The organism is Pseudomonas sp. LAMO17WK12:I10 (assembly GCF_900215185.1).
In the GTDB taxonomy this organism is placed as follows: Bacteria; Pseudomonadota; Gammaproteobacteria; order Pseudomonadales; family Pseudomonadaceae; genus Aquipseudomonas; species Aquipseudomonas chlororaphis.
On record NZ_OBDX01000001.1, the window covers coordinates 132,961 to 146,095 of the forward strand.

General features: G+C 59.9%; 11 protein-coding genes. 3 read left to right on the forward strand and 8 right to left on the reverse strand.

All coding sequences use genetic code 11. The features are described from left to right. Window positions 1-380: 380 nt before the first annotated feature. Window positions 381-1,301, reverse strand: a complete 921-nt coding sequence (locus CRO75_RS00500) for a LysR family transcriptional regulator (RefSeq protein ID WP_097134131.1) — start codon at window positions 1,299-1,301, stop codon at window positions 381-383. Between the two features lie 183 nt (window positions 1,302-1,484). Between CRO75_RS00500 and CRO75_RS00505 the strand changes: the two genes are divergently transcribed. Beyond that, window positions 1,485-2,390, forward strand: a complete 906-nt coding sequence (locus CRO75_RS00505) for a TauD/TfdA family dioxygenase (RefSeq protein WP_097134132.1) — start codon at window positions 1,485-1,487, stop codon at window positions 2,388-2,390. Window positions 2,391-2,594: 204 nt separating this feature from the next. Here the strand turns inward: CRO75_RS00505 and CRO75_RS00510 are convergent, their stop codons facing one another. Then, complete coding sequence (locus tag CRO75_RS00510; RefSeq protein WP_097134133.1) at window positions 2,595-4,211, reverse strand: alkaline phosphatase family protein; 1,617 nt, start codon at window positions 4,209-4,211, stop codon at window positions 2,595-2,597. A 223-nt stretch (window positions 4,212-4,434) separates the two neighbouring features. After that, window positions 4,435-5,379 (reverse strand): LysR family transcriptional regulator, encoded by a 945-nt coding sequence (locus CRO75_RS00515; protein WP_097134134.1) that lies wholly within the window; start codon window positions 5,377-5,379, stop codon window positions 4,435-4,437. Between the two features lie 155 nt (window positions 5,380-5,534). Between CRO75_RS00515 and CRO75_RS00520 the strand changes: the two genes are divergently transcribed. Together CRO75_RS00520 and CRO75_RS00525 are read left to right on the forward strand one after the other, a co-directional pair. Next, window positions 5,535-7,904, forward strand: coding sequence for a TonB-dependent receptor (locus tag CRO75_RS00520; protein ID WP_097134135.1), 2,370 nt, complete (start codon window positions 5,535-5,537; stop codon window positions 7,902-7,904). Window positions 7,905-7,968: 64 nt separating this feature from the next. Beyond that, window positions 7,969-9,303, forward strand: coding sequence for an aryl-sulfate sulfotransferase (locus CRO75_RS00525; protein ID WP_097134136.1), 1,335 nt, complete (start codon window positions 7,969-7,971; stop codon window positions 9,301-9,303). An 88-nt stretch (window positions 9,304-9,391) separates the two neighbouring features. Here the strand turns inward: CRO75_RS00525 and CRO75_RS00530 are convergent, their stop codons facing one another. The 5 genes from CRO75_RS00530 to CRO75_RS32480 all read right to left on the reverse strand — a co-directional run bounded on the left by CRO75_RS00530 (window position 9,392) and on the right by CRO75_RS32480 (window position 12,722). Beyond that, window positions 9,392-10,063, reverse strand: a complete 672-nt coding sequence (locus tag CRO75_RS00530; RefSeq protein ID WP_097134137.1) for a hypothetical protein — start codon at window positions 10,061-10,063, stop codon at window positions 9,392-9,394. Between the two features lie 270 nt (window positions 10,064-10,333). Beyond that, on the reverse strand, window positions 10,334-10,696 hold the full coding sequence (locus tag CRO75_RS00535; RefSeq protein ID WP_097134138.1) for a hypothetical protein: 363 nt from the start codon (window positions 10,694-10,696) through the stop codon (window positions 10,334-10,336). 144 nt (window positions 10,697-10,840) lie between these two features. After that, window positions 10,841-11,284: a hypothetical protein gene (locus tag CRO75_RS00540; protein ID WP_097134139.1), complete on the reverse strand. Its 444-nt coding sequence runs from the start codon at window positions 11,282-11,284 to the stop codon at window positions 10,841-10,843. 185 nt (window positions 11,285-11,469) lie between these two features. Continuing rightward, window positions 11,470-11,886, reverse strand: a complete 417-nt coding sequence (locus CRO75_RS00545) for a hypothetical protein (protein ID WP_097134140.1) — start codon at window positions 11,884-11,886, stop codon at window positions 11,470-11,472. 485 nt (window positions 11,887-12,371) lie between these two features. Continuing rightward, window positions 12,372-12,722, reverse strand: a complete 351-nt coding sequence (locus CRO75_RS32480; RefSeq protein WP_143503873.1) for a hypothetical protein — start codon at window positions 12,720-12,722, stop codon at window positions 12,372-12,374. Window positions 12,723-13,135: the final 413 nt, after the last annotated feature.

The following is a 13,135-nucleotide window of genomic DNA, read 5'->3' on the forward strand; positions in this document are numbered from 1 at the left end:
CCGCTCACGTCCCGTAGCCGCTGCCGAGCCTGCGAGGCTGCGATAAGGTCCGCAGGACCTTGGTTCCCGATCTTCTGCCGGACCCGTTGTGGCCATTATATCGCCGCGACCGTTCTCCGAACGCGGCCCGGGTCGATCGCAGCCTTCGGCAGCGGCTACAGTTCGGGGCGGCCCAACCATTTCGAATGGCATACCCTGCTTCTGTAGCCGCTGCCGAGCAGCGCGAGGCTGCGATCGAGGACGCAGTCCTCGCCAAACCTGTCCATGCGGTTTACCAGGAGGAAGGCGGTGCATGGTTTTGCGGCCCCTGCGACGGAGTGCCGCCCAGAGCGATCGCAGCCTCGCGGGCTCGGCAGCGGCTACAGGGATTTCCTACTGGCTCAAACCGCCATGCTGACCTGCTGCCGATCCACCGCCACCAGCACTTCGATCATCTTGCGGGCCGCCGGCGACAGGCGAAATCCCGTGCGGCTGACGATGCCGCAGCGCGCGTTCATGCTCTCGATGTTCTGCGGCAGGTTGCGCCAGTGCAGCAGCGCCAGGGAACCCTGTTCGATGTCCTCGACGAAGGCCTCTTCGGTGCCCACGCCAATCGCATTGGACTGGCGCACGATCTTCACCAGCGCCGGGAAATGTTCGGTCTGGATGGTCGGGGAAAAGTCGATGCGCCCGCTGAGGTTGGCCAGCAGCTTGCGGATTCCCGGCGGGATCAGCGTGGTGGCCAGCGGGTAGTCGAACATGTCGTTGGTCGACAGGCTTTCCTTGGCCAGCAGCGGGTGCCCCGGGCGGCAGAAAAACACCCCGCGCTTGGGCGTCAGGGGCTGGGTCTGGAAGTTCGGGTCGGCTTCGAAATGGCGGATGTCGGCGATAAAGAATTCGATCTCTTCGCGGCTCAGGCTGCGGCTGAGTTTTTCCCAGTTATCCACCTCCAGGCAGATGCGCACCTTGGGGTGGATGCCGGTGAATTGCGCCACCGCGTCGGGCACTAGTTTCACCGCCGGCGCCGGGCCGCAACCGAAGCGCAGCTCGCCGGCGTCGAGCTTGGTCATCTGCGTCACTTCGCTGTTCAGCAAGGCCGCGCCCTGCACCAGGCTCAGGGCGTGCTGCAACACCACCTGGCCTTCCGGGGTGGGACGCAAATCCTTGTTGCCACGGTCCACCAGCACACAGCCGAACTCCTGCTCCAGGCCCTGGATGCTGCGGCTGAAGGCCGGCTGGGTGATGCCCATGGCGTCGGCCGCGCGGACAAAACTGCGGTGTTCGTTGAGGGCGATGAAGTAACGCAACTGGCGAAGATCCATATGCTTTCCCGGCATCCGAAAAATAGCCCGAAGGCATTTGCGACGAGTGAGGAATGAGGTTTTAAATGCAAGCTCTTATTCCGTCAACGAAGCATGTGAATATCTATTAGATCTAAAGTGAATATAGATAGAGCGTTGTTTCGCTGCCGCTCAACCGTAAGCAGTCAGACGAGGGTCTACCCGATGAGCAATGCCGCACTAGCCGTTAAACCCACTGTTCATGCGCTTGAGATCCACCCGGTGGCCGGCCGTATCGGCGCCGAGATCCGTGGCGTGCAACTCTCCGGCGAGCTGGACGCCGCCACGGTCGAAGCCATCCAGCAGGCGCTGGTGGACTACAAGGTGATCTTCTTCCGTGGCCAGGCCCACCTCGACGACCAGAGCCAGGAAGCTTTCTCCCACCTGCTCGGCGAGCCGGTGGCGCACCCCACCGTGCCGGTGCGCGACGGCACCCGTTACCTGCTCGAACTGGACGGCGCCGAGGGCCAGCGCGCCAACTCCTGGCACACCGACGTGACCTTCGTCGATGCCTACCCGAAGGCCTCGATCCTGCGTTCGGTGGTGGCGCCGACCTCCGGTGGCGATACGGTCTGGGCCAACACCGCCGCGGCCTACAACGAACTGCCGGCGGAGCTGCGCGAGCTGGCGGACAAGCTCTGGGCGGTGCACAGCAACGAATACGACTACGCCGGGGCCAAACCGGACGTGTCGGCGGAGAAGCTGGAGCGCTACCGCAAGGTGTTCACCTCCACCGTCTACGAGACCGAGCACCCGCTGGTGCGCGTGCACCCGGTGAGCGGCGAGAAGAGCCTGGTGCTCGGGCATTTCGTCAAGCGCATCAAGGGCTATACCCAGGCTGATTCGGCGCACCTGTTCAACCTGCTGCAAAGCCATGTCACGCGCCTGGAAAACACCGTGCGCTGGCGCTGGACCGCCGGTGACGTGGCGATCTGGGACAACCGTTCGACCCAGCATTACGCGGTCGACGACTACGGCACCCAGGACCGCGTGGTCCGCCGCGTGACCCTCAAGGGCGACGTGCCGGTGGGTGTGCACGGGCAGCGTAGCCAGACCATCAAGGGGCTGTGACAGAGGCGTCCACGGTTCTCTGTAGCCGCTGCCGCAGGCTGCGATCGACCCGAAGGGGCGCGGCGGTTTCAACATCGCCAAAGGCCTTCGGCCTTATCGCAGTCTGCGGCAGCGGCTACAGGGTGTGCGGTGGGTTTGAGATTTTTCGCCGGCAATCGAGCCCGCGAAGCCGCCGCCTCACTTTTCAGCCGCGCAGCGGCGTCCTCACCACACCCCGATCTGCACCACCTTTTCCGCCTCCGGTTCGCCATAGCGAAAGCGTTGCCCGCGCAGGTCGATCTCTTCGTGGCTGATGGTGGTCCGCCGCTTCAGCCCGCGCAGCCAGTCGAACAGATACCCCAGGTGCTCCTCGCGCACCGCCGCATAGGCCGGGTCGGCGCCGAGGTCGCGCAGTTCCTGGGGGTCGTTGTAGAGGTCGAACAGCTGCGGGCGGAAGCCGTCGTAGGCCAGGTATTTCCAGCGCTCGCTGCGCACCATGGTCATGCGGCAGCGGTCGATGGGCTGGGCCAGGCGTTCGCGGGCCGGGGCCTGGAACGCGTAGTCGTATTCGCTGATGGCGTAGCGGCGCCAGTCGCCCGCCGTGCCGTGCAACAGCGGGATCAGCGAGCGGCCTTCCAGCCGGTGTTCGGCGCCGGGCAGCCCCAGGGCGTCGAGAAAGGTCGGCAGGGCATCGATGGTTTCCACCAGGCGCTCGTCCAGCGTGCCGCGGCTGATATCCGCCGCCGCCCGCGGGTCGCGCACGATCAGTGGCACGCCCACGGCCGGCTCCAGTAAAAACTCCTTTTCCCCCAGCCAGTGATCGCCGAGAAAGTCGCCGTGGTCGCTGGTGAACACGATCAGGGTGTCCTCCCAGCGTCCGCTGCTTTGCAGGAAATCGAACAGGCGGCCGAGCTGATCGTCCACCTGCTTGATCAGGCCCATGTAGGTCGGCACCACGTTTAGGCGCACTTCGTCGCGGGAGAAGTTCTGGCTCTCCTGATGCTGGCGAAAGGCGGCATACACCGGGTGGTCGCTGGCCTCGTCGGCGGCGGCGCGCACCGGGGCGATCACCTGCTCGGCCGTGTACAGCGCGTGGTAGGGCGCCGGCGCGATATAGGGCCAGTGCGGCTTGATATAGGACAGGTGCAGGCACCAGGGCTGCTCGCCCTGCTCTTGGATGAAGTCGAGGGCGCGGTCGGTGGTGTAGACGGTCTCCGAATGCTGCTCGGGGACGCGAGCCGGCAGGTGGGCGTTGCGCATTTTCCAGCCGCTGAGGATTTCACCCTGTTCACCTGCGGCGGCGTTGGCCCAGTCGTGCCAGGGGTTGCGCCCCTGGTAGCCCTGTTCGCGTAGGTAATGGGTGTAGGGCGCCGACTCGCGTTTGTCGTCGAACAGCGGGCTGTCGGGGAAGATCCCGTCATGGCGCAGATAGGGTTCGAAACCGACCTCGTTGAGGGCCTCGGCCTGCTGGCTCTCGGGGTCGATCGCCAGGCGCTGCAGGGCATCGAGATTGGGCGTGGCGTGGGTCTTGCCCACCAGCGCGGTGCGGATGCCGTGGGGGCTGAGGTAGTCGCCGATGGTCAGCTCTTCCAGGGGCAGCGGCACGGCGTTCCACGCCACCTGGTGGCTGCTGACATAACGCCCGGTGTAGGCCGACATCCGCGACGGCCCGCAGATGGTGCCCTGGGTGTAGGCGCGGCTGAAGCGCACGCCGGCGGCGGCCAGGCGGTCGATGTTCGGCGTGTGCAGGTGGGGGTGGCCGTAGCACGACAGGTAATCGCGACGCAGCTGGTCGCACATGATGTACAGCACGTTGCGCACGGGTTGGACGGGGTTGGACATGGCGTTCACCGATCGAAAGACAGGTGAGGGTTTTCGCTGTCGCGGGGCGTTCCGACAAGCGCATTTGGCGCATGCTTTTCATGCACGACCTGCATGGGGCGAAGATGATCCCTGTAGCCGCTGCCGAAGGCTGCGATCGCACCGAAGGGGCGCGGCGATTTCAATATCGCTGAAGGCCTGCGGCCTTATCGCAGCCTGCGGCAGCGGCTACAGGTGCGGTGTTTCAGACCGCGAAATTCTCCAGCGGACACAGATCCTCATCCAGCGCGTCGGTGCGCTTGATCTCCTCGATCATCGCCTCGGCCAGCGGCGACAGCCGATAGCCTGCGCGGCTGACGATGCCGTAGCGGGTGTACAGCTCCTCCAGGTCGTCGGCCAGGCCTTCGATCTTCAGGCACACCAGCTCGCCCCGGGCATTGTGCAGCGCATCGCTGTAGGCGCCGATGATGCCGATCGCATCCGAGCGCATCACCACGCCGAGCAGGCTGTAGCTGTTCTCGCATTCCACATTCGGGACGAAATCCGGCCGGCCGCTGAGATCGACCACGACCTTGCGCAGGTTCGGCGGGCGGATGGTCGCGGCCAGCGGGTAACTCATCAGCTCGGCGGCGGTGACGCTTTCCTGCTCGGCCAGCGGGTGCTCGGCGCGGCAGCAGAAATGCCATTTGCGCGGGCGCAGGCGCTGGGTCAGGTAATCCGGGTTGGCTTCGAACTGCCGGGTGTCGGCGACGAAAAATTCGAACTCTTCGCTGAGCAGGCGTTTGCTCAGGGTTTGCCAGTCATCCACCTGGAACTGCACCCGCGCCTTGGGGTAGCGCCCGATAAAACTGCCGATGGCCCGCGGGATCAAGCCCGCCGCCGGCGCCGGCCCGCAACCGAAGCGCAGCTCGCCGGCCTCCAGGCCGTTGAACTGGCTGATCTCGTTGGCCAGTTGCTGCGCGCCGCTGACCAGCCGCCGCGCATGTTCGAGCAGCACCAGCCCCTGTTTGGTCGGTGCCAGGTCCTTGCGCCCGCGATCCACCAGCTGACAGCCGACGCTGTGCTCCAGGGCCTGGATGCTGCGGCTGAAGGCCGATTGCGACAGGTTCACCGCCAAGGCGGCCGCGACAAAGCTGCGCTGTTCGGCGAGGGCGATGAAGTGACGGAGCTGGCGCAGATCGATATGCATTTTTCACATTGAAAATATCGGGGAAATGCATTGGCTATGCATTAGGTCGACTCTTTATAAAGGCAATCTCTTATTCCGTAAATCTTATTAAAAACATAAATAAATAACTTAAAAGAATATACGGATCAGTCTGTTTTTTTCCCCAGGAGCCGCCCATGAGCCCGTTGAACCTTGTGTCCCCCACTTCGCCCCGACGGCTCAAGCGCCTGCCGCTGGCCCTGCTGCTGGCCGGTAGCGCCGGCTGGTCCCACGGCTATGCCGCGCAAGCCGAAACGCCCGCCGAAGCCCCGGCCAAGGCCGATGCCGCCCGGCCCGCCGCCAGCGGCCAGCTGGAAACCGTGACCGTGACCGCGCGGCGCCGCGAGGAGAGCGCCCAGGACGTGCCGACGCCGATGAGCGTGATCGGTGGCCAGGCCCTGGAGAGCCAGCGGGTCTATCGCATCCAGGATCTGCAGCAGCTGGTGCCGAGCGTCAACGTCGCCTACATGCACGCGCGCCAGTCCAGCGTGTCGATCCGCGGCCTGGGCAACAACCCGGCCAGCGACGGCCTGGAAGGCAGCGTCGGGCTGTACATCGACAACGTCTACCTGGGGCGGCCGGGCATGGCGGTGTTCGACCTGATGGACATCGAGCAGCTGGAAGTGCTGCGCGGTCCCCAGGGCACGCTGTTCGGCAAGAACACCACCGCCGGGGTGATCAACATCAGCACCCGCGCGCCGAGCTTCACCCCCGAGCGCAGCATCGAGACCTCGGTGGGCGAGGACGGCTACTTCCAGACCAAGGGCACTATTTCCGGGCCGCTGAACGACGAGCTGGCCGGGCGTTTCTCGGCCTATCGCACCCGCAGCGACGGCGATATCAAGAACGAACACGACGGCCATGACCTCAACGGCGGCTCGCGGCAGGGCTTCCGTGGCCAGCTGCTGTTCAAGCCCAACGAGAACTTCAACCTGCGCTGGATCGGCGACTACAACGAAGAGGACTCCAGCGCCGGCACCCGGGTGCTGTACAGCACCGGGCCGACCATCAATGGCGTCAACCAGTACCAGTCGCGGGCCGCCGCGGCCGGCGCCACCCTGGTCGACGGCGCGCACCACAAGGTCAACCTGGACAACGATCAGCACGTCACGGTGTTCCAGGGCGGCACCTCCCTGGAGGCCAACTGGACCCTGCCCAGCGACTTCACCCTGACGTCGGTCAGCTCCTACCGCTGGTGGGACTTCACCCCGCGCAACGACGACGGGCTCAACGTGCCGGCCAGCTATAACGCCGGGGTCTCGGTGGAGGATAAACAGTGGTCCCAGGAGTTCCGCCTGGCCTCGCCCACCGGCGGCTTCTTCGATTACGTGCTCGGCGCCTACTACTTCGGCTCCGACCTCGATAACAAGTCCTTCGCCTATTACGGCCCCAAGGCGGACATCTGGAACGGCACGCCCACCGGCGCCCTGAACAACGTCACCAGCATCGGCAACGGGCATATCCGCACCGACAGCTTCGCGCTGTTCGCCCAGGGCACCTGGCACCTCACCGAGTGCCTGGATTTCACCGCCGGCCTGCGCGGCACCTATGAAGAGAAAAGCGCCTGGGTGACCCGCAACGCGCCAGTGGGGGGCGCCGCGGTGACCGGTGCCGCGGCCACCGCGCGGCGCGGGCGGGCCGGGGCCTACGACTCCGGCGACCTCAACCAGTACAGCACCAGCCCCTCGGGCCTGCTCAACCTCAGCTACCGCTTCACCGACGACCTGCTGGGCTACGCCACCCTGTCCCACGGCGAGAAGTCCGGCGGGGTCAACCTCGCAGTCGGCTCGGCGCCCACCGCTGGCGCCGACTCGCTGCTGATCGGCACCGAGCGCGCCAACAACGCCGAACTGGGCTTCAAGAGCACCCTGTGGGACAAGCGCCTACAACTCAACGCCAACCTGTTCTGGACCCAGGTCAACGGCTACCAGACCAACGCCTACGACGCCAACAACCGCGTGCAGTACCTGACCAACGCCGGCTCGGTGCGCTCACGGGGCGTGGAAGTCGAAAGCACGCTGATCCCCATCCGTGGCCTGACCCTCAACCTCAACGGCTCCTACAACGACGTGCGCTACCTGTCCTACAAGGATGCGCCATGCCCGCCTGAAGTCAGCCTGCGCCCGGGCGCCCCGGCCTCCTGCGACCTCAGCGGCCACCAGGTGGTCGGCGCCTCGAAATGGATCGGCAACGCCAACGGCGAATACAAATGGAACCTGGACAACGGCCTCGAACCCTACGTCACCGGCAGCTACGCCTTCCGCTCCAAGGCCGTCGGCACCGTCGAGGATTCCGACTACGGCCAGATCCCCAGCTACGCGGTGGTCAACCTTTCCACCGGCCTGCGTGGCAACTATGAGCAAGGGCAGTGGGACGTGTCGCTGTGGCTGAAAAATGCCTTCGACAAGACCTACTACACCACGCTGTGGTCGGGGGGGAATGGCGGCTACGAAGGTTTGCTCGGCACGCCGCGGACCCTTGGCGTGACCGGCCGCTACGACTTCTGAACACCCTCATTTGCAACCCGCGCTGGGTTCCGCGGCGCGGTTCGACCTGAACAGGAGTTCCACCATGTTGAACCTCAAGCCCGTGTTGCCCCTGCTGCTGTTGTTCAGTGCCGAGGCCTTCGCCGCCCCCAGCGTCTACCCCACCGGCGTGACCCGTTACGACCCGGCCAAGGCCTTCAATCAGTACGTGATCTTCAGTGGCGCGGACAAGAAAACCCACCTGATCGACATGAATGGCAACGAGGTGAAAACCTGGCCCCAGGCCGGCTTTCCTTCGGCGATCATCGACCCGCAGCTGGTGGGCGGCGCACGTGGCCGGGTGCTGTTGCAACTGAGCGAAAAGGACCCCGGCAAACTCGGCTCGGCCGGCAATGGCCTGGGCAACCAGAGCGTCGGCGAGCTGGACTGGGACGGCAAAGTGGTCTGGCAATGGGGCGACCAGGCGCCTGGCGGCGCGGCCCAGCAGCATCATGACCAGCGCCGCCTGAGCAATGGCAACACCCTGGTGCTGGCCAACAAGGTGCATGCGGTGGCGGGCTTCAAGGTGCCGCAAGTCATCGATGACGTGATCTACGAAGTCAGCCCCCAGGGCGAGGTGAAATGGCAGTGGCTGGCCTCCGAACACCTCAAGGAATTCGGCTTTACCCCGGAGCAGTTGAAGCTGGTGCGCACCACCAAGGACCCGGACTACCTGCACATCAACAACCTCAGCGTGGTTGGCCCGAACAAGTGGTTCGACGCCGGCGACAAACGCTTCGCCCCGGACAACCTGCTGTTCGATTCCCGCAACGCCAACTTCATCGCCATCATCGACAAGCAGAGCGGCAAGGTGGTCTGGCGCCTCGGCCCCAACCTGCCGACCCTCAACCCGCGAGCGCCAGCGACCTTGCCGCGCCCGGTGGACCAGTTCGTCGGCCAGCACGACGCCCATATCATTCCCTACGGCCTGCCGGGCGCGGGCAACCTGCTGGTGTTCGACAACCAGGGCACGGCCGGCTACCCCTCGGTGCCATTGGGGCTGATTTCCGGCTCGCGGGTGCTGGAGATCGACCCCGTGACCCAACAGATCGTCTGGCAGTACAGCGCCGCCAGTTCCAGGCAGCCGGGCTGGGCCTTCTACAGCTCGTTCATCAGCAGCGCCCGACGCCTGCCCAACGGCAATACCCTGATCGATGAAGGCATGAACGGCCGCTTCTTCCAGGTCACGGCAAGCGGCGAAAACGTCTGGGAATACGTCAGCCCGTTCCTCGGCAAGGCCCCGGGCAGCGACGCCATCAGCAACTGGGTGTACCGCGCATTGCCGGTGAGCTATGACTGGGTGCCACAAGGCACGCCGCGTTCGGAAACGGCGGTGATTGCGCCGGCGGCGGCTTTGCAACCGACTAATGCCAGCCGTTGATCCGGCTGCCGCGCGGCTCTGGGTTACCTGAAGAGGCTCGCTCGCGATAGCGCCGGTTCAGATGGCGCATCGCGAGGTCTCTGCAGGCTTATTTGCAGCTGTAATTTTCAGGCATGGTGACCGTGTAATTGCGCCGTACGCGGTCGCGGAAATCCAGGTTCTGCAGGCCTTGCTCCACCAGGAAGGCCTCGACCTTGCCGTTCTGGCAATCCTCGTTGTAAGAGGACACCCGCAGCAGATACACCGCACGCCGAGTGGTTTCGTCCCGGGCCGTCGCGGTAAAGGTCGACAGGGTGGTGTAGCCGGTGCGTTCCGAGGTGCCTACCGGACCATAAGACGTATTGGGCGTGCTGGTGCAGACCAGCTTTTCCTTCTTTTTCTTGCCATCCTTGCACACCGTGGAAGTGCTGTTCTGCACCCGGCCGTAGTCGGTGGCGGTGTAGCGGTAAGTGACTTGCTTGCTATGGATATCGAGGCTGACCGTCATCTTGATCGGCGCATGCTTCTTGGGCAGCGACGCCTCGGTAAACACCTCGCGAAACCCCTGGCCCTTCAACGCATTGACCATATCGCGCAGGTAATAACGGGCATTCAGCGAATTCTCGTCATTCCCCGTCGTGGCCGTCACCAGCACCAGCGCCTGCCGATCAAATTGATAGTCCGGATCCGGCGTGCCATTGAGCGCGACATCGAACTTGGTGGCGCAGCCGGTGAGCAGAAGGGAAAACAGGAATAGCGGGTAAAGCATGTATCGAGTCATGAGGGCTTCGTTGTGTTGCGGTGGATGGGATAGGGATTAGACGGATGAGCGCGGGAATAAACAAATGGGGTAGGTGGAGCAGTAGGCCCGACAGGGGGGCGTATTGAGGGACGGCTTGGCTTGTGAGCGGGACTCCCGTCGAGCATGGTCTACGGGCGAAGCATGAGCCGTTTGCAGAGGCAGCTACGGTAGTGTTCCTGTCAGTCTCTGCGACCAGCTTTTGCCTGATCGCATCGCGATTATCGATGCGAGCTTGATGTTTGTTACTGACTAGTCTTCCGCTGAGAATTTTGCTTTCAATATTTTGCATTTTAGCAAAATGCTTTCACGATCTGATATGGCGTTATTGTCGCACCAGTTGCTGATGACGGAGGCTCCGTCAGAAAATGAAAGCACTACGTGCTCGCCCATGAACTCGAATGCTATTCCTTCTTTCAGATATTCGGGGATGTTTTCAAAGTCCTCATCAGTACTGAGATAAATTCCCGACATGTCAATGCCAAAACCCTCCGAAGTTGCGAGCTTGTCTAGCGCTACAGGTAGAAAACTTTGGATGGTCAGGGAAGAAGAGTCTTTGAGGTCGAGTAGGCAGTTGTGGATGATGCTTTCTTGTCTGAGCGTCAGTGTATTCATTTGTTTGTACTACTGGTTGAGCTTTATGTCAGTCGCATTGCGTGACTATGTAGACGCGGTCATCAACGTCTGATGTTCTACTTCCAAAGAAGTATATTTCGTTCTGGTTAAATAAAGTGTAGTTTCTTTTTGTTCTAGGCTTGCTTAAAAAATATCCATTTCTTGTTGTGAAGGGGCGCTATCAACAATCGGAAATGACTGTTCTCCATGTATTTGCAATAAAAAGTCCAAGGCCGCTCCCTTGTATTGGGCCGGTGTCTCATCCCCCATGAGCCACTTGGGCTTATCACCAGCCCAACCGAATACATCGCTGCCTTTACTGTGGCTAAATGCTAAGGGAGTCATTGCGATCCGTATCGGGTAGTCACCTGCATAGGTTTTTTCTTCATTCTTGAAAAGAAAGGCCGCAAAGTATTTTTGGTAATCGCTTAAAAAGTTATCTGGAATGGTTGCCCCCGATAGCGGGACTTTGAGCATCTCAGGAATCGTATGGTCTTCGTTGAAATCCTCAGTCGCGGCAAAAATACTTAGTGTGTGGCCATGTAGTGAATGAGTCTCTGGAAATTGCAGCGTGAAGTAAAAGCTCATCAAACTGCCGTTTGGGCTTTTGGGTATGCTTATCCCTTGGGGGATGGCTGGTTTGCCTCCAATGTATGAAGCGGACTCGGTTTTTGGGGTTTTATTTATGTACATGGATTTAAATTGATTTTCCTGAAGAGTAGGCTTTTACTGGTTTTTTTGAGGGGTGAGCGCCTTTTGATGGTCGAGGGCTCTTACCAAGTTGATGGATCTTCAATGCTCGCTTTGGCTAAATCGCTCTTCCATTTTTCGCTTGCCAGCCTCAAGATCTCTTCGAAAAAAGCTTTTGGGTTTTTCATTTCGTTCCATCCTGAAGGAAGCGACGAATATTCTTCGGGATCATCTTCAAGTAGCTTGTTAAAGTCGAAATTCTTATCAAGTAATGCATTTTCCAAAGATTTCAAAAGAACAAATTTATGTCTATATGAAAGGTTTTCGTGTCTGTTAAGGCAATATTTCTCTATCAGCTCGATACGATCTTTTGGATCTTCCAGATTGTAAGTTTCGAGTTCAGTTCCTAGAGTTTCCTCTCTGTCGTAGATATCAAATCCACCTAAGAAATACGCTGGCGTTGGACAGTAGGGAATACCTGAATCTTTATCTAATAACATCAAAGCCTCATTTAGTCAGGAATGCGTTAAGTAGACGATCCGCTGAGTCGAGTTTCACCTCAGCCCCATTCATGCGGTAATTATAGTGTGGATTGATCTTGTACTTCTTATTTGGTGTGTAGCCTCTATCTGCACTAGACATCTCCATTCGAACGATATCATTACCGACAGGCATAAAAATACCAGCTGTTCACATAGTGGTATTTGCATGTCTCGATCATATTCGGTCTGTCAAAACCGGTCACTGATTTTGCAGCGACTGGAAGATGCTATCTGGGTATATGAGGGGGGAAAAGTTGGCAGAAGTCGACGCGTTCTGTAGGAAAAGTCTCTGCAGAAGCTTGAAGCTTTTCTCTATTTCTTGGTTTGTAATATTTTATTAAGTGGTTGATTTTTTGGTTGCAGCTTTGCTGTAGTTGACAGATGGGGCGCTTGTTTTTGCTACCTCCGTCTTTGTTGTATGAGTGTTACAACTTCGGGGGGATTTAATTAAGTCTCCAGCATTGTACGACGCTACTTTTTATCAGCTGACTGATTAATTCCTCTGATATGTCAATTTCTGGAGGATCTGAGTCATCGTCTATAGAGCTAACTAGCAAATTGAACTCGTTAGATGGTTCTTCGCGCAAATCATCTTCGGGGAGTGGAACCCCTAGAAGTGCATATTTCAGGGTTGGTGTGCTTGCCAGAAAGGCAGGGTATTCGTCATATGTGCCTTCATTATCTTTCTTGAAGGTAACGCCAAGAATATCTCCGAGAACAGTGGCCGTATTTTCCAATGAACCGATAGGGGTTAAACTGATATTTGCGAACTTTCTATAGGTTTCGGTACTCATGCTACCTTCCTGGGTTAATGAAAAATTTGAGAGTCGGCGTTCGCTTGCAACTTTTCAATTTCCTTCTAGTGGATCCATCCCATAGGGTTTGGCATGTACTGGTAGTTTTTCAATCCCCCCGCCAACGTGATCGAGCCTGGAACCAAACTCGTCAAAAACTTGGATTGTAATAGTGCTGCCGGTTGTAATGCAGCCTGGTTTCACTATCGACGTACTGACCCTGGAAGCGCGGCGGCTTGTCGATTTTCTCGACATCCAGAGCTTCCAGAATGTCGTAAGCCCGATACTTTGGCTGACCACATGATCTCGCTACTGTCGACCGTCAGTTCCTGTGCTCGGAGTTCGATCGTGATGTATTGATTATCTTAACTTTAATTTTGGCTTTTAAATAATGGCAAGTACAAGAAGAATTG

What these genes read in the sequence shown, in the direction of transcription:
- CRO75_RS00505 (WP_097134132.1), top strand. Translation starts at nt 1,485, where the DNA reads ATGAGCAATGCCGCACTAGCCGTTAAACCCACTGTTCATGCGCTTGAG.
- CRO75_RS00520 (WP_097134135.1), top strand. Translation starts at nt 5,535, where the DNA reads ATGAGCCCGTTGAACCTTGTGTCCCCCACTTCGCCCCGACGGCTCAAG.
- CRO75_RS00530 (WP_097134137.1), bottom strand. Translation starts at nt 10,063, where the DNA reads ATGACTCGATACATGCTTTACCCGCTATTCCTGTTTTCCCTTCTGCTC.
- CRO75_RS32480 (WP_143503873.1), bottom strand. Translation starts at nt 12,722, where the DNA reads ATGAGTACCGAAACCTATAGAAAGTTCGCAAATATCAGTTTAACCCCT.
- CRO75_RS00525 (WP_097134136.1), top strand. Translation starts at nt 7,969, where the DNA reads ATGTTGAACCTCAAGCCCGTGTTGCCCCTGCTGCTGTTGTTCAGTGCC.
- CRO75_RS00510 (WP_097134133.1), bottom strand. Translation starts at nt 4,211, where the DNA reads ATGTCCAACCCCGTCCAACCCGTGCGCAACGTGCTGTACATCATGTGC.
- CRO75_RS00535 (WP_097134138.1), bottom strand. Translation starts at nt 10,696, where the DNA reads ATGAATACACTGACGCTCAGACAAGAAAGCATCATCCACAACTGCCTA.
- CRO75_RS00500 (WP_097134131.1), bottom strand. Translation starts at nt 1,301, where the DNA reads ATGGATCTTCGCCAGTTGCGTTACTTCATCGCCCTCAACGAACACCGC.
- CRO75_RS00540 (WP_097134139.1), bottom strand. Translation starts at nt 11,284, where the DNA reads ATGAGCTTTTACTTCACGCTGCAATTTCCAGAGACTCATTCACTACAT.
- CRO75_RS00545 (WP_097134140.1), bottom strand. Translation starts at nt 11,886, where the DNA reads ATGTTATTAGATAAAGATTCAGGTATTCCCTACTGTCCAACGCCAGCG.
- CRO75_RS00515 (WP_097134134.1), bottom strand. Translation starts at nt 5,379, where the DNA reads ATGCATATCGATCTGCGCCAGCTCCGTCACTTCATCGCCCTCGCCGAA.